General features: G+C 70.5%; 10 protein-coding genes. 6 read left to right on the top strand and 4 right to left on the bottom strand.

The window, feature by feature from the left end:
• Positions 1-97: 97 nt before the first annotated feature.
• From HNR07_RS18515 to HNR07_RS35625, 3 genes are read right to left on the bottom strand one after another with little or no spacing between them, the layout of a single operon-like run.
• Positions 98-1312, bottom strand: coding sequence for a DUF4350 domain-containing protein (locus tag HNR07_RS18515; RefSeq protein ID WP_184366065.1), 1215 nt, complete (start codon positions 1310-1312; stop codon positions 98-100).
• Entirely contained in the window at positions 1309-2034 is a 726-nt protein-coding gene (locus HNR07_RS18510) for a DUF4129 domain-containing protein (RefSeq protein ID WP_184366064.1), read from the bottom strand. The genes HNR07_RS18515 and HNR07_RS18510 overlap by 4 nt, the downstream gene beginning before the upstream one ends.
• Complete coding sequence (locus HNR07_RS35625; RefSeq protein ID WP_281386916.1) at positions 2031-3617, bottom strand: glycerophosphoryl diester phosphodiesterase membrane domain-containing protein; 1587 nt, start codon at positions 3615-3617, stop codon at positions 2031-2033. The genes HNR07_RS18510 and HNR07_RS35625 overlap by 4 nt, the downstream gene beginning before the upstream one ends.
• A 459-nt stretch (positions 3618-4076) precedes the next feature.
• Here HNR07_RS35625 and mtrA point away from each other — a divergent pair, with 459 nt between their 5' ends.
• The 5 genes from mtrA to hpf all read left to right on the top strand — a co-directional run bounded on the left by mtrA (position 4077) and on the right by hpf (position 11422).
• Complete coding sequence (gene mtrA, locus HNR07_RS18500; protein ID WP_014908694.1) at positions 4077-4754, top strand: MtrAB system response regulator MtrA; 678 nt, start codon at positions 4077-4079, stop codon at positions 4752-4754.
• Positions 4755-4770: 16 nt separating this feature from the next.
• A complete protein-coding gene (gene mtrB, locus HNR07_RS18495; RefSeq protein ID WP_184366063.1) occupies positions 4771-6693 on the top strand; it encodes an MtrAB system histidine kinase MtrB in 1923 nt (640 codons plus the stop codon).
• Positions 6690-8591 carry an LpqB family beta-propeller domain-containing protein gene (locus tag HNR07_RS18490; RefSeq protein ID WP_184366062.1) on the top strand — a complete coding sequence of 634 codons (1902 nt, stop codon included), beginning with the start codon at positions 6690-6692 and terminating at the stop codon, positions 8589-8591. The genes mtrB and HNR07_RS18490 overlap by 4 nt, the downstream gene beginning before the upstream one ends.
• A 414-nt stretch (positions 8592-9005) precedes the next feature.
• Complete coding sequence (locus tag HNR07_RS18485; RefSeq protein WP_184366061.1) at positions 9006-9911, top strand: ComF family protein; 906 nt, start codon at positions 9006-9008, stop codon at positions 9909-9911.
• An 839-nt stretch (positions 9912-10750) separates the two neighbouring features.
• On the top strand, positions 10751-11422 hold the full coding sequence (gene hpf, locus HNR07_RS18480; RefSeq protein ID WP_017583254.1) for a ribosome hibernation-promoting factor, HPF/YfiA family: 672 nt from the start codon (positions 10751-10753) through the stop codon (positions 11420-11422).
• Between the two features lie 191 nt (positions 11423-11613).
• Here the strand turns inward: hpf and HNR07_RS18475 are convergent, their stop codons facing one another.
• Positions 11614-12117 carry a hypothetical protein gene (locus tag HNR07_RS18475; protein WP_184366060.1) on the bottom strand — a complete coding sequence of 168 codons (504 nt, stop codon included), beginning with the start codon at positions 12115-12117 and terminating at the stop codon, positions 11614-11616.
• 329 nt (positions 12118-12446) lie between these two features.
• On the opposite strand from HNR07_RS18475, the gene secA reads away from it, so the two are divergent.
• Positions 12447-15296 carry a preprotein translocase subunit SecA gene (secA, locus tag HNR07_RS18470; RefSeq protein ID WP_184366059.1) on the top strand — a complete coding sequence of 950 codons (2850 nt, stop codon included), beginning with the start codon at positions 12447-12449 and terminating at the stop codon, positions 15294-15296.
• Position 15297 lies beyond the last annotated feature (1 nt).

The raw sequence follows: 15297 nt of genomic DNA, 5'->3' as shown, positions 1-15297 counted from the left end.
GTGACCCCATGGGTCTGTTCGGGTCTGTGCGGCTCACATCTGTGCGGCTCGCGGCCGTTCGGCCCACGGTCGAGCGGTGAGCGGCTGCTGCCGGGGATCACCGCAGCCTCCCGGCGAGCTGGTCGATCTCCCCGGCGAGCCGCAGCATCGCGTCGTCGTTCGCCGCGTACGGGTCCCGCTGGGCCGGGTACAGGAGCGGCCACAGGGTCTGCGGGTCGTCCCCGCTGCGGGCCGCCACCGCGGCCACGACCGCCTCCGGTCCGGCGTCCCGGCGCAGGCCCAGCTTGGGCAGCGAACGCTCCAGGAAGCCCTCCCGCAGCGCCGAGACCGCACGGTCGCGCGCCTGGCGGGACTGGTAGAGCCCCGCCCGGCCCTCGGTGGTCTCCGCGGCCCGCACCACCACGGGCAGGGATTCCGGTACGAGCGCGCCCATCCGCCGCCCGCGCCAGAGGGCGAACAGCAACAGGGTGAGCGCCAGCGGGACCAGGGACCAGCGCAGCCCCGACGGGACGAGCTCCCACAGGGTGGCGCTGCCGATCTCCTCGGGCGGGTCCGGTCGCAACCAGACCACGTCCTCGGCGGCGAGCAGGTTCAGCATCAGCGAGGCGTTGCCCGCCGAGTCCAGGTCCCGGTTGGTCAGCGGGGCACCGGTGCCCAGCAGCGTCGTGGTGGTGCCGTCCGGCGCGGTCACCTGGAGCAGGGCGGAACCGCCGTCGGCCGGGTAGCAGCCCAGGGCCTCGGTCCCGGGCTCTGCCGAGTACAGCTCGCCGACCACCCCGGCGTCACCGGCGGCGGACGCGGCGGGCAGCTCGCAGTCGGAGCCGGGTTCGAGGGTGCGCCCCTCGTGGGCCCGACCGGTCACGTCGGTCCCGGGCGCGAAGGTGTTCAGGGAGCGCAGGGAGGGCTGCACCAGCACGGTGTCGGCCTCCAACTCGGCCAGGGCGTCCAGCTCCTCGGGGAGCAGCCGGTGGTCGAGGAAGAGCACCAGTACGGTGTCGTCCCCCGCCCGCTCCACGGCCCGTGCCGCCGCCTCGGAGCCGCGGGTGACGGTGACGTTCGCGTCCTGCTCGAGCAGCCGCACCAGCGCGCGTGAACCGTTGGGTTCGGGGTTCTGGGGCTCCAGGTAGCCGGAGGGGAACGGCTCCCGGCCCAGCGAGACCAGGACCGCCACGACGACCAGCAGGGTGAACGCGGCCAGCGGCAGCCTGCTGGCACGCCACAGGCGTCCGGCTGCGGAGCCGCCGGGGGCCGCTGGCCGGGCAGGGCCGGTCGTCGCCTGGGACCGCGGCTCGGGCGGCGCGGTGGTCGTCATCGTCGCCCTTCGTCGTACGGCTGGTTGTCGGTGGGGGCCGGGCCGCTGTGCTGGCCCGGCGGTTCGGCGGGGCCGGTCGGAGCGCCCCCGGCGGGCACCGGTTCGCTGAGGACCGGGCGGGCCGTGCTCAGCCGTCCGTCCAGTTCACGCATGAACCGGGCGGTGTCGGCGGTCGCGGCGCGGTCGCCGTAGGCCACGTCGTTGAAGATGCGGGCTCCCTCGCGCAGGCCCTCGGCCTCGCCGGGCAGTGTCCGGGCGGCCTCGGCGGCGAGTTCGGTGGCGGTCCGCCCGGCCTTGGGGGAGATGATCACCCGGTCCTCCAGGTCCACGCTGATCGCGCGTAGCCGCTCGGTCACCGCCGCGGCGAAGTCACCGGCGGCCTCGGCGCGTTCGGAGAGCGCGCGGTGGTCGGCGGCGGTGCGGACCTCGCCCTCGTGCAGCGGCGCCTCGACCCGGCGGTTCCGGGAGGGGCGCAGGTAGAAGATCATGGCGACGACCAGTACCAGGACCACCAGGAGCACGCCGGCCAGGAGCCAGCCGCCGGGGACGACCCCCTCGCCCGCCCGGCCCAGCCAGTCCAGGAACTCGCCGAGCCACATGAGGAGGCGGTCCAGCAGGGAGGGCTCGTTCTGCCCGTAGACCGGGTCGGACAGCTCCTCGATCGCACGGCGGCGACCCTCCTCCCGGGTCACCTCCAGGGGAGCGGCGTGGAGGGGACTCACGTGCGGTACCTCGGCAGGAAGATCTCCGAGCCGACGGCCTGACCCTGCTGCGCGGCCTGCTGCAGGTGCAGGTCCAGGCCCTCGCGGCGCATCCGCAGGTCGAGGTAGAGCAGGGTGTTCACCCCCGCCAGGAAGGGCTGGGTGAGGGCGTAGACCAGCACGGTGATCACGTAGGAGATCACCGCGGTGACGACCACCCCGTAGTCCCCGTACGGGAGGACGTCGAAGCCGAGGACCACACCGAACGGCAGACCCAGGATCAGGTTCACCACGAACACGATCAGCAGGGCCAGCAGCCAGTAGCCGAACGTGCGCCACCAGGCGCCCTGGGACAGGCGCCAGGAACGGGCGATGGCCTGGAAGGGGCCGAGCCGCTCCAGCACGACCAGCGGCATGGCGTAGTAGAGCCGGATCCAGATCCACAGGGCCGGGGCTGCGACGGCCGCGATCCCCACAAGGACGATCAGCAGGCCGACGGCGACGGCCGCCCCGAAGCTCTGGAACGCGAAGCTGAGGAGTACGGCGACGAAGACCACGATCATCATCGCGATGAAGAAGACGATGGCCATGATGATCTGCATGCCGAGCTTGATGAAGGCGAGGCCGATGATCGAGCCGACCTGGCCGCGCACGGCCTCCCACGCCTCGGCGACGGTGAGCCGTCGGCCGAGCACCGCCATGGCCACGACCGCTGCGAGCAGGCCGAGCAGGATGGCCCCGCCGACCAGGGTGATCAGGCCGCCGACCAAGCTCAGCAGACTGACCAGCGGCGATGTCTGGAAAATGGGGTCGTCGGGGTCGAGGGCGGCGGGATCCGCCAGGATCTCGTCGAACGAGGTGAGGGTCTCCGCGGGTAGCAGGGCCGAGGCGATCGCGCTCACGCTGCTCGCGATCGCCATGACCACCAGGGCCAGCACGAAGGTGGTCCGCGGGTTGTCGCGGATGTAGCTGAACGCACCGTTGAAGATGTCGCCGAGCGTCATCGGCCGGAGCGCGACCACTCCGGTCTTGATGGGCTGCGGACTCGGTCCCTGCGCGCTCTGCCCGTGGGGGCCGTAGCCGGAGGGGCCGCCCTGGCCGGGGGGACCGTAACCCGGGGGCGGACCGCCCTGACCGTGAGGTCCGTAGCCGGGAGTGCCTTGACCGGGGGCGCCGTAGCCCGGTGCGCTGTAACCGGGGGCGCCGTATCCCTGCTGGCCGTAGCCGGAGGGAACGCCCTGGCCGTGAGGCGGCCCGTAACCGGGAGTGCCGTAGCCGGGGGCGCCGACCTGCTCACGGGGCCCGTAGCCGGGGGCGCCGTAGCCCGGGGGAGTGCCCTGCCCCTGGGGTCCGTAGGCCTGCCCGCCGTAACCCTGCCCGCCGTAACCCTGGGGCGGCGCGTACCCCGGCGGGGGTTCTGGCGGTCCGTAGCCGGGTTGGCCGGAGCTCGGGGGAGCGCTCCGGCTCCCCTCGGGAGAGGACGGGGCTGAGCCCTGACCGGGGGCGGCCCATCCGCCCGCCCCGGTGGAGTCCGCGGACTCGGGCGGCCCTTGAACCTCGGGGCCGTCTCCCGACCCCTCCCGGTGGCCGTCCTCCTGGCTCATCTGCCTGCCCTCCATGAGGCTCGGTTACTGTGCGCAAGCGTTTTCGCGCCAATTCTGACCTGTCGGAAACCAACCTACCGGCCGGTTCCACCGCTTCTCAGTGGCGTTGGAGTGTGTCCCACGACAACCCACGCACTTCATTCCTTTTGTATGCTTTCTGTTACCAACCGGCCAAGTCACGAAGCTTTCCGGGCCTTCTTCGCCAGGGACGACGCCGCCGGTGACCGAAATCGGTTCATAAGGGCCCAACACCGCTGACCGCTCTTCCAACACCGTCCGAAGCTGGCAAGGTTGGGGGAGACGAAACGCAGTTCCCCGCGGCAGGGGAGTGTCCCCCGGGAGTCGGGGAACACGGGCACCGACCACTGACGCCGCTTGAGTGTTCCAGGAGAGAGGAGTAGGCGCCGGAACTCCCCCCGCCCACAAGGCGGTGGCGGACACCTGGCGCCGGATACGCCGATGAAGGGACGTGTACTGGTTGTCGACGATGACCTCGCCCTCGCCGAGATGCTGGGCATCGTGTTGCGGGGTGAAGGGTTCGAGCCCTCGTTCGTTCACGACGGGGACAAGGCTCTGGAGGCCTTCCGCGAGACCAAACCCGACCTGGTCCTCCTCGATCTGATGCTGCCCGGGGCCGACGGGATCGACGTGTGCCGTCAGATCCGTGCCGAGTCCGGGGTTCCCATCGTCATGCTCACCGCCAAGAGCGACACCGTCGACGTCGTCCTCGGCCTGGAGTCGGGCGCCGACGACTACATCGTCAAGCCCTTCAAGCCCAAGGAGCTCGTGGCCCGCGTGCGCGTGCGGCTGCGCCGGACCGAGGAGCCCGCGCCCGAGGTCCTCCAGATCGGTGACATCACCATCGACGTCGCCGGGCACGCCGTACGCCGCGACGGCGAGCAGATCAGCCTCACCCCGCTGGAGTTCGACCTCCTGGTCGCCCTGGCCCGCAAGCCGCGCCAGGTCTTCACCCGCGAGGTCCTGCTGGAGCAGGTCTGGGGCTACCGCCACGCCGCCGACACGCGCCTGGTCAACGTGCACGTGCAGCGCCTGCGCGCCAAGATCGAGAAGGACCCGGAGCACCCCGAGGTCGTCGTGACCGTTCGCGGCGTCGGCTACAAGGCCGGAACCGCCTGAGCCCTCCGGGACCCACATGACCGCGTCCGAACCCGAGGAGGGGCGGGGCAACGACCCCGAAGGGGATCGCTCCGTCCCCGCCTCCGGGCTGCCCGCGGCCGGAGACGGCTCCGGCGGCTGGCGTGACAACAACACCGGCCTGACCAGGGCTTACCTCCTCGCCCAGCGCGCCGCCCGCGCGCTGGTGCGCGGGGTGCACACCAACTGGCGCCGTTCGCTGCACCTGCGGGTCATCAGCACGACCCTGGTCCTGTCCCTGCTGGTCATGGCGGGGCTGGGATACGTGCTGATCTCCGAGGTGCGCGGCGGTCTGCTGGACGCCAAGATCAACGCGGCGGTCAACGACCACCGCGCGGGGCTCAACTACGCGCTCGTGGAGCTCCAGGAAAACGAGATCGGCGACCGCAACCGGCTGCTGAACAACATCGCCAGCGAGCTGACCAGCCGCAGCGGTGACACCGGGCTCTACAGCGTGTTCATCCTGCCCTCGGTGAGCGACGAGCTCGGCTGGGCCACCGGCGAGGGCAGCGTCCCGCCGCGCCTGATCGAACAGGTCCGCCAGTCCGAGGTGTTCGACCAGCAGTACCACACGTACACGCGCATCGACATGGAGGACGGTTCGACCGAACCGGCCCTGGTCGTGGGCGCCCAGCTCACCCACGCCTACGAGCTGTACTACATCTTCCCGCTCCAGCACGAGCAGGAGATCCTGGACCTGGTCCAGGGCACGGTCGCGCTGGTCGCGGTACTGCTGGTGATCCTCCTCGGGCTGATCGCGTTCATGATCACCCGCCTGGTGGTCACCCCGGTGCGCTCCGCCGCGCAGTCGGCCGAGCGCCTGGCCGCGGGCGACCTCACCGAACGCATGACGGTGCAGGGCGAGGACGACCTCGCCCGGCTCGCGATGTCCTTCAACGACATGGCGGGCAACCTGCAGGAGAAGATCCAGGAGCTGGAGGAGCTGTCCAAGCTCCAACGCCAGTTCGTCTCCGACGTCTCGCACGAGCTGCGCACCCCGCTCACCACCATCCGGATGGCCGGCGACCTGCTCTTCGACGACCGGGAGGAGCTCGACCCCTCCCAGCGGCGCTCCGTGGAGCTTCTGCAGAGCCAGGTGGAGCGGTTCGAGGAGCTCCTCGCGGACCTGCTGGAGATCAGCCGCCACGACGCCGGGGCCGCCACCCTGGGCATCGAGTCGGCGGACATCCGCGACTCGGTGATGAAGGCCGTGGGCGACGCCGAGCAGATCGCCGAGCGCCGCGGCATCAAGGTGGTCCTGCGCCTGCCCGCCGAACCCTGCGTGGCCGAGTTCGACACCCGTCGGATCAACCGCATCCTGCGCAACCTCGTGGTCAACGCCATCGAGCACAGCGAGGGGCGCGACGTGGTGGTCGCCGCCGCCGGTGACCGCGACGCCATCGCCGTGGCCGTGCGCGACTACGGGGTGGGGCTCAAGGAGGGGGAGGAGCACCTGTGCTTCGACCGCTTCTGGCGCGCCGACTACTCCCGGGTGCGCACCACCGGCGGTACCGGCCTGGGCCTGTCCATCGCAAAGGAGGACGCCACCCTGCACGGCGGCTGGCTCCAGGCGTGGGGCCTGCCGGGCCAGGGCTCGCAGTTCCGGCTGTCCCTGCCCCGCCGCTCCGGGGCCGAGCTGCGCGGGTCCCCGCTGCCGCTGGTCCCGCCGGAGATCGCCCTGGGGCGCAACTTCACGGCCTTCGGCGACAAGGACGGCGGAACCCCTGGAACCGCCGCTGCCGCCGCTGCCGCCGCTGCCGCCGCTGCCGCCGCTGCCGCCGCTACGGCCGGGGCCAAGGGCGGCGGCGCCAAGGACGGCGCAAGCGGCTCCGGACCCGCCGCGGGAACGGGAACAGGCGCGGACAGAACCGGGAGCCCCGACCGGGGACGGCCCGGAGCCGACGAGGAGGAGGCGCTGTGAGCGACGTGGCAAGCCCCGGACGCCTGGCCCGGGTCGCGCGTACCGCTGCCGCCGGAGCGCTCGCCTGCGTGTCTCTGGCGGCCTGCGCGAGCGTACCCATGACCGGCCCCGTCGTCCCCGGCGAGGGTGGAGACAGCACCGGCGATCCCTACGGCGGCTACGTGCGCCTGCTGCCCGCCGGGCCGCAGCCCGGCGTCGAGCCCGAAGGCCTGATCGACGGCTTCCTCAAGGACCTCGGCAGTTTCGAGGAGGACCACAAGGCCGCCCGCAGCTACATGCTTCCCGAGATGAGCGAGGACTGGTCCCCGGACGGCGCGGTACGGGTCTTCTCCGACCAGGACGCGGTGGACCTGGACTCGGAGATCTCCACCGACGGCCTCAGCGCCACCGTGCGCATCCGCAGCAACGAGATGGCCAGCATCGACGAGAGCGGCAAGTACGTTCCGGCCGAGACCGGCACCATGCTGGAGGAGACCTTCACCCTCGCCCGTGAGGACGGCGACCCCGAGGGCGAGTGGCGGATCCGGGACCTGCCCGACGAGATCATCCTCAGCCAGCTGGACGTCGAGCGCACCTACCGCCCGTTCAACCTCTATTACTTCAACCCGACGGGCTCCGCCCTGGTGCCGGACCCGGTCTACCTGCCGGTCAGCACCGACCAGCTGGCCGAACGCCTGCTGCGCAAGCTCATCGGCGGCCCCACCGACTGGCTGGCCCCGGCCGTGATCTCCGCCTTTCCCGAAGGCATGGTCCCGCGCACCGAGATCGACGCCGAACGCGCCGTCATCAACATCGCCGGGGTGCCGGACGCGGACGAGTACAGCATGGGCGCCCAGATCGCCTGGACCCTGCGCCAGCTGCCCGAGATCCAGGAGTTCACGCTCAAGATCAACGGCGAGGAGGTCAGCTTCCCGCAGTCGGACGGGGACAGCTCCGACCGGCCGCGCCCGGGCAGCGACTACTGGGCCAGGGTGAGCCCCGGGGCCACCGCCTCGGGCATCCGCGCGTACTTCACGCACGACGGCCAGCTGTGGTCCGCGGCCGACTGGGAAGCCGACACCTTCGACGACGCCGAGCGGGTAGCCGGCCCCCTGGGCACCGGGGACGTCCCGCTGGAGCGGTTCGCGGTCTCGCTCGACGAGAGCACCGTCGCGGGGATCACCCTGGGCGGCAGCGAGGTCGTCACCAGCTTCGCCAGCGCGGGGGCCGAGCCCCGGGAGGTCCTCAGCGACGGCGTGTTCACCGAGCTGTCGTGGGACGTGAACGGCAACCTCTGGGTGGTCGAGGAGACCAGGGACGACGGCCGTTCCGAGGACGACGAGGACGAGGAGGACGCCCCGGCGGGGGACGAACCCGTATCCACCGGCACGGGTGGCCAGGACCCGCCCGCCCCCGGGGACACCGCGCTGTGGCTGCTCCGCGACGGCGACGAGGTGGTCCGGGCCGAGGTCCGGGGGCTTCGGGACCACTCCCTGGTGCACTTCAGGATCTCCCGGGACGGCACCCGCGCCGCCGTGGTCACCGAGCAGGACGGTCAGCGATCGCTCCAGGTCGGACGCGTGGTGGAGGGCGAGGACGGCCAGGTCTCGGTCGGCTCCTTCATCAGCCTCGCGGACCAGGAACTGGAGGACGTCACCGGGGTGGCCTGGCGCTCCAGCGACCAGCTGGTCGTCCTGGGCAGCCGCGACGGCGGCACCACCCAGGCCCTGTTCGTCGCCCTGGACGGCGGCACGCCCGCCGCCAGCGCGGGCACTCCGGTCGCCGGGATGGTCACGATCTCCGGCGCACCCGGCCAGCCCCTGCTCGCGGGTTCGGACGACGGCAACATCTGGGTGTCCACCGACCCCCTGAACTGGAAGAACGTGGTGGAGGGCAGCTCCCCGACCTTCCCGGGCTGACGCGGGCCGCCCTGATGGGTCGGCCTTCCCGGCAGCCCCGGCCGCACCGGCTGCACCGGCTGCCCCGATCCTTCCGGACGGGGCCGGTCTTCTTGGCGGGGCCGGTCGTTTCGGGCTGTTCTCGACCTCGTCGGCCGGGATCGGACCTCCCCGGCCGAGCGCGGGGGTGTTCGCGGGTCGGTGGGCTCGCCGTGGGGCGGGAAGTTATCCACAGGCTGAGAACCGCGGCTGGCGAGGGCGGCCCTGGTGACCGACGCTGGAAGCATGGCTCCACCCCCTGACTTCCCTTCCGCCGAGTCCCCACTCCCGAACGCCCGGCCCGCCGGCGCCCGCCCTCCTGACAGCGGATCCTCCCAGACCTGGTCCAGGGGCGTTCGGGCCCCGGACACCCCTCGCGGGTGGTGGGCGCACCGGATGTCCACCGTGGTGCGCCGTCCGCTCTCCGTCCTCCTCGACCCCCTGCTCGAACTCCTGCTGCCGCGCCCCTGCGCGGGGTGCGCCGGTCCCGACGGCCCTCTGTGCACGGGCTGCCACGCCGTGCTGGAACGCCGACCGCACCGTGCACGGCCTCGTGAGCGCTGCCCTCCGGTCTGGGCGGCGGGTCCCTACTCCGGGTACCACCGCCGGGTCCTGCTCGCCTACAAGGAACACGGGGACGAACAGCTGACGGCACCCCTGGGGGAGAGGCTGGCCTGCGCCTACCGGGCCTCTGGCTGGGCCGCGCCGGACACACTGCTGGTGCCGGTTCCCGGACGCGGTCCCTCGGGCCGCCACGGGCCGGTCCTGCGGCTGGCGCGGGCCTGCGCGCACCTGGCCGGTGAGTCGGTCACGGGCGGGGTCGCGCCGGTGCTGCGCTACCGCCGCGGAGTTCGCCGCCAGGTCGGCCTGGGGCGTGCCCAGCGCCTGGCCAACCGGGTGGGGGCCTTCACCGCCGCACCAGGGCCGGTACGGGCGCGGCGGGGCCCTGGGAAGCGAGGCGCCCGGGTTCGGGGCGGAGCGGGACCGGAAGCAACCGGATCTGTTCGAGAAGGCGTGGAACGAGCGGTACCGGTGCGGGGGAGACCGGGCCGGAGAGGAAGCGGCCGGAGGGGAACGGGCCGGGGCGAGCGGAACCGGTGGGACCTGCGCGGGCAGCGGGTGGTCGTGGTGGACGACGTGCTCACCACCGGCGCCACGGTCGCGGAGGCGGCCCGCGCGCTGCGCGAGGAGGGCGCCACGGTGGTGGGAGCCCTGGTGCTAGCCGAGAGCCTCCGCTCTTCGGGGGCGTGCGAACCTCGGCCGAAGGCAGGGGCGGCAAGAAGGTTTTACAAACCCTCGTGAACAGGCGAAAGGTGCCTGTTAGCAAGGGTTTGCGGCGCTTGTCGGCCGGTTGGTCCCCCGTTCGCTACCTGACATCCGCGCTAGGACAGGTTACGGTCCAGGTATGGCACCCGTCCGGGTCCGTGGTTGCGTCGGATTTTCGGAGCCCCCGGGAACACCGGGGAGCTCCTCCGGCAAGCCGATGCCAGGCGCAGGCGAAACGGCCCACGTAAGGCGACTTTTCGTCGACCGATCACGGTGCGCCTTAGAGGTAAGTCCTGCCCCGCGGAGGGTCCCGATGTCCCTCATGACAGGGAGAAGAGCAGTAGTCGCGGATAAGAGCGGCGACACTCTCAGCAGGCGGATGTGGGGACGAAGACCAGGTCGGCCGGACGGGTGGCATGCCGACGTGCGGGGGTCCGTGACGCCCGGAGCGAACGCTCCGGGGGTGTGGACCCCCACCCGTCTCCGCCGCGCCGCGTCCACCCGGGCGTTTGTGCCCGAGTTCCTCCCAGCCCAGGTCAGTCCCTCATTCCGGGGTGGCTTCTCCGAACTCTTGTTCCGGGCCGACCTCTCCGACCACGTTCCGCCCGCCCCTGCCTCCCCGCCCGGTGGGCGACTCACGCCAAATAGGTCAAAAGTTCTTTTTCCCAGTTCAGGGGTCTCAGGCAATCGTGTCCTTGGGGCGCGTGATGACCCTGCCTCTGATGGGTATACGCACTTCCAACCGAGTCGTGACCCCGAGAAGAACGGGGCGCAGACGGAAAGGGGCTAGCGCGTCACACCCTCCCCAACGCGGGAGGGGAGCAGAGCCAGCCTGGCCGTCGCCTTCACGGCGGCCACGCGATGAAGGGGGTCCTATGGACATCATCGTCAAAGGTCGACGCACCGGTGTGAGTGAGAAGTTCCGACAGCACGTCGAGAACAAGCTCGACAGGCTCTCCAAGTGGGAGCGCAAGGGCATGAGCGTCGATGTGGAGGTGTCCCAGGAGCGCAACCCCAAGCTCGCCGACGTCCGCGAGCGGGTTGAACTGACCATCCACTCCGACGGCCCGGTCATCCGGAGCGAAGCCGCGTCAGTGGACCGTCACGGCGCTCTCGACCTCGCGATCGACAAGATCGAGGCCCGACTCCGTAAGTCCGCGGACCGCCGCAAGGTGCACCGCGGAAACCACACTCCGGTCTCCGTGGCGGCAGCGACCGCCCACCTCCCCGGAGACCTGCCCTCACTCACCCCGACACCAGCCAAGGCGACCCCCGCCCAGCGCGGCGGGGACGAGGAGATCGACGGCGTCGAGGTCGACGGCCGTTTCTCCGACGAGTTCGTGGAACTCGACACCCAGGGGGAAGCTCCCGTGATCGTGCGGGAGAAGTTCCACCGGGCCAAGCCGATGAGCATCGACCAGGCGTTGATGGAGATGGAACTCGTCGGACACGACTTCTACCTCTTCCATGACGAGGTCAAGGACACCCCGAGCGTCGTCTACCGCCGGAAGGGCTTCAACTACGGCGTTCTGAGGCTCGTGGACTAGGACCTCGCCCCCGTCCTTCGAAGAACTCCCCCGCACGGGAGGTGGAAGAGCCGGCACACGCACCGCGGCGGGCCACGGCGGCCCGCCGCGGTCGTGCGTTCGATGGCGATCCGGCCGCTTCGCCCGGTGCGCCACCGGGCGAAGCGCCAGCCGTCCAAGGGGCGGCCAGTGAGGGGCCAGGCGGCTGCCGATCAGTCACTCTGGGACCGTTCGGCCTGCTTGATCCGGTGCAGCGGGGTCTGGTGCGGCTCCTCCGGCTCGTAGCGCGGCGGGTCCAGCACCACGTCGCTGAGGATGTCCCAGACCACCGCCACCACCAGCGCCGCGACCATCAGGACGGCTCCGGCCACCAGCAGCGGCACCGACCAGTCGAGCACGATCGCCAGGCCGCCGAGGCCGAAGCCCACCGTTCCGAGGGCGACGCAGACCCACGAGGCCGCGCTGCCCCGGTGGCCGCTGGTCGGTGCGAGGCTGCCGCCCTGGCGCTGGAAACCCCGGATGCGCCCGTGCCGGTCCTGGTCCTCGTCGGTGGGGCGGTGGAGCTCCCAGCCCAGACCGGGATCATCGTCCTCCCCCCGCCTGCGTCGCGAATCCTGCCCTTCGACGGCCTCCTCCACGGCATCGGCCGGTGTGGGCGGTGGCACCGGTCCCCACCGCGGGTTCCCCGCCGAACGGTCGTTCCGGTTCGTTCGCATGGTGATCCCTCCCGGGAACACGATCGAAAGTCGGTGTACTCGCGGTGCGGCAGGTGGACGGATCGCCCTCCTGTCCACCACTTCCTATTGCCCTACCCGGAGGAATGCGCGAGTCTGCACAAACATCATGAAAAGGGCGGGAACATCTATACCCATCCCACTCGTTTGTCGGGAGGACGGGAAGCGGTTCCGGGTCCTCTAGGATGTAGGCCCGAGGACCCAGGATTCTCCCCCTGACCTCCGTTGCCACGGGAAGCGGTCAGCGGGCCTAGATCTGACTCTCCGCCCCCAGGCGGAGCCAACCGCGATCTGCGAGGAGCGCATAGGAAGTGCCAGGCATACTCGACAAGCTCCTGCGCGCGGGTGAAGGAAAGATCCTGCGCCGGCTCAAGAAGTTGAAGGACCAGGTCAACGCGCTCGAGGACGACTACGTCGACCTCACCGACGAAGAGCTGCGGGACCTGACCCAGGAGTACAAGGAGCGCTACGAGGACGGGGAGTCCCTGGACGACCTGCTCCCCGAGGCCTTCGCGACCGTCCGTGAGGCGGCCAAGCGCACCCTGGGTCAGCGGCCCTTCGACGTCCAGATCATGGGCGCGGCCGCCCTGCACCTGGGCAACATCGCCGAGATGAAGACCGGTGAGGGCAAGACCCTGACCGGAAGCCTCGCGGTGTACCTCAACGCCCTGGCGGGCAAGGGCGCCCACGTCATCACGACCAACGACTACCTCGCCCGACGCGACGCCCAGAACCTGGGCCGCATCTTCCACTTCCTCGGGCTCGAGGTCGGCGTGGTCGGTCCCCAGATGACCGCTGAGGCCCGCCGCAACGCCTACAAGGCCGACATCACCTACGGAACGAACAACGAGTTCGGTTTCGACTACCTGCGTGACAACATGGCGCTCTCGCTCAAGGACACGGTCCAGCGCGAGCACTTCTTCGCCCTGGTCGACGAGGTCGACTCCATCCTCATCGACGAGGCGCGCACGCCGCTGATCATCAGCGGACCCTCCGAGCAGAACTCGCGCTGGTACGCCGAGTTCGCGAAGATCGCGCCCCGCCTGAAGAAGGAGACCGACTACGAGGTCGACGAGAAGAAGCGCACCGTCGGCATCACCGAGTCCGGCGTGGCCAAGGTGGAGGACTGGCTGGGTATCGACAACCTCTACGAGGCCGTCAACACCCCGCTGATCAGCTTCCTCAACAACTCCCTCAAGGCCAAGGAGCTGTACCGCAAGGACAAGGAGTACATCGTCAAGGACGGTGAGGTCCTCATCGTCGACGAGTTCACCGGACGCGTCCTTGCCGGTCGCCGCTACAACGAGGGCATGCACCAGGCCATCGAGGCCAAGGAGCGCGTCAAGATCAAGGACGAGAACCAGACTCTCGCCAAGGTCACGCTCCAGAACTACTTCCGCCTCTACGAGAAGCTCGCCGGCATGACCGGTACCGCCCAGACCGAGGCGGCGGAGTTCACCCAGACCTACGGCGTCGGTGTGGTTCCCATCCCCACCAACCGGCCGATGGTCCGAGAGGACCTCAAGGACGTCGTCTACAAGCACGAGGACGCCAAGTTCCAGGCCCTGGCCGAGGACATCGCCGAGCGCCACGAGGAGGGGCAGCCCGTCCTGGTCGGTACGACCAGCGTCGAGAAGTCCGAGCTCCTCTCCCGGATGCTCAAGCGCGAGGGCGTCCCGCACGAGGTCCTCAACGCGAAGAACCACGCGCGTGAGGCCTCGATCATCGCCCGCGCGGGCAAGCTCGGCGCCGTCACCGTGGCCACCAACATGGCCGGTCGCGGTACCGACATCATGCTCGGCGGCAACCCGGACTTCATCGCCAACGAGGAGCTCCAGAACCGGGGCCTGACCCCGCTGGAGACCCCGGAGGAGTACGAGGCCGCCTGGCCCGAGGCGCTGGAGAAGGCCACCGCGGAGTTCGAGGCCGAGCACGAGAAGGTCGTCGAGGCCGGCGGTCTGTACGTGCTCGGTACCGAGCGACACGAGTCGCGCCGCATCGACAACCAGCTCCGAGGCCGTTCCGGCCGTCAGGGTGACCCGGGCATGTCCCGCTTCTACCTGTCGCTCCAGGACGACCTGCTGCGCCTGTTCAACTCCAGCCGTCTGGAGGTGTTCATGAACCAGCTGAACATCCCGGACGACCAGCCGATCGAGTCCGGCATGGTGAGCAAGGCGATCGCCTCCGCCCAGGGCCAGGTCGAGACGCAGAACTTCGAGATCCGCAAGAACGTCCTCAAGTACGACGAGGTCCTCAACCGCCAGCGCAAGGTCATCTACGCCGAGCGCCGCAAGGTCCTGGAGGGTCAGGACCTGCGCGACCAGGTCGTGGAAATGCTCGAGGAGGTGCTTCGCGGCTACGTCGTGGAGGAGACCGCCCAGGGCGACCCGGACGAGTGGGACCTCGACAAGCTCTGGCGGGCGTTCAAGCAGGTCTACCCGATCAGCTTCACCGTCGACGAGTTCATCGAGCAGAACGGCGAACTGCACACCCTGACCGGCGACCTGATCGCCACCCAGGTGGTCGAGGACGCCAAGGCCGCCTACGACGCCCGCGAGTCCGAGCTGGGCGAGGAGGCGATGCGCGAGGTCGAGCGCCGCGTCATCCTCCAGGTCATGGACCGCAAGTGGCGTGAGCACCTCTACGAGATGGACTATCTCCAGGAGGGCATCGGCCTGCGCGCGATGGCTCAGCGCAACCCGCTGATCGAGTTCCAGCGCGAGGGCTTCGACATGTTCCAGCAGATGCTGGAGGCCATCAAGGAGGAGTCGGTCGGCTTCCTCTTCAACGTCGAGGTCCAGGTCCGCAAGAAGGAGGAGCCCACGCTCACGGCCTCCGCCGCCGCGCAGACCGCCGCCGCGGTCGGCGGCGGCTCCACCGGTGCGACCGCTGTCGCCACCGCCGTGGAGGAGGACGCCGAGGCCGCCAAGGCCGACGCGCCCAGCGAGGAGGCGGAGGGCGCCGAGGACGTGGTGGTCCCCGGGTTCGGCGAGGACCAGCCGAGCCGGCTCCAGTACTCCGCGCCGAGCGAGGACGGCTCCGTCGAGAAGCACAGCGAGGCCGTGGACAGCGAGTACGCGGGTACCGCCCGCAACGCTCCCTGCCCCTGCGGCTCGGGTAAGAAGTACAAGAAGTGCCACGGTGACCCCACGGCCCGGTAAC

Source organism: Nocardiopsis metallicus (assembly GCF_014201115.1).
GTDB lineage: Bacteria > Actinomycetota > Actinomycetes > Streptosporangiales > Streptosporangiaceae > Nocardiopsis > Nocardiopsis metallicus.
Note: the sequence above shows the minus strand (reverse complement) of the source record. Positions and strands in the feature narration are given on the sequence as shown.

Bases quoted from the DNA above. Each gene is read 5' to 3' on its own strand.
- hpf (WP_017583254.1), top strand. From the start codon at position 10,751: ATGGACATCATCGTCAAAGGTCGACGCACCGGTGTGAGTGAGAAGTTC.
- mtrB (WP_184366063.1), top strand. From the start codon at position 4,771: ATGACCGCGTCCGAACCCGAGGAGGGGCGGGGCAACGACCCCGAAGGG.
- HNR07_RS18515 (WP_184366065.1), bottom strand. From the start codon at position 1,312: ATGACGACCACCGCGCCGCCCGAGCCGCGGTCCCAGGCGACGACCGGC.
- HNR07_RS18475 (WP_184366060.1), bottom strand. From the start codon at position 12,117: ATGCGAACGAACCGGAACGACCGTTCGGCGGGGAACCCGCGGTGGGGA.
- HNR07_RS35625 (WP_281386916.1), bottom strand. From the start codon at position 3,617: ATGAGCCAGGAGGACGGCCACCGGGAGGGGTCGGGAGACGGCCCCGAG.
- HNR07_RS18485 (WP_184366061.1), top strand. From the start codon at position 9,006: ATGTCCACCGTGGTGCGCCGTCCGCTCTCCGTCCTCCTCGACCCCCTG.
- mtrA (WP_014908694.1), top strand. From the start codon at position 4,077: ATGAAGGGACGTGTACTGGTTGTCGACGATGACCTCGCCCTCGCCGAG.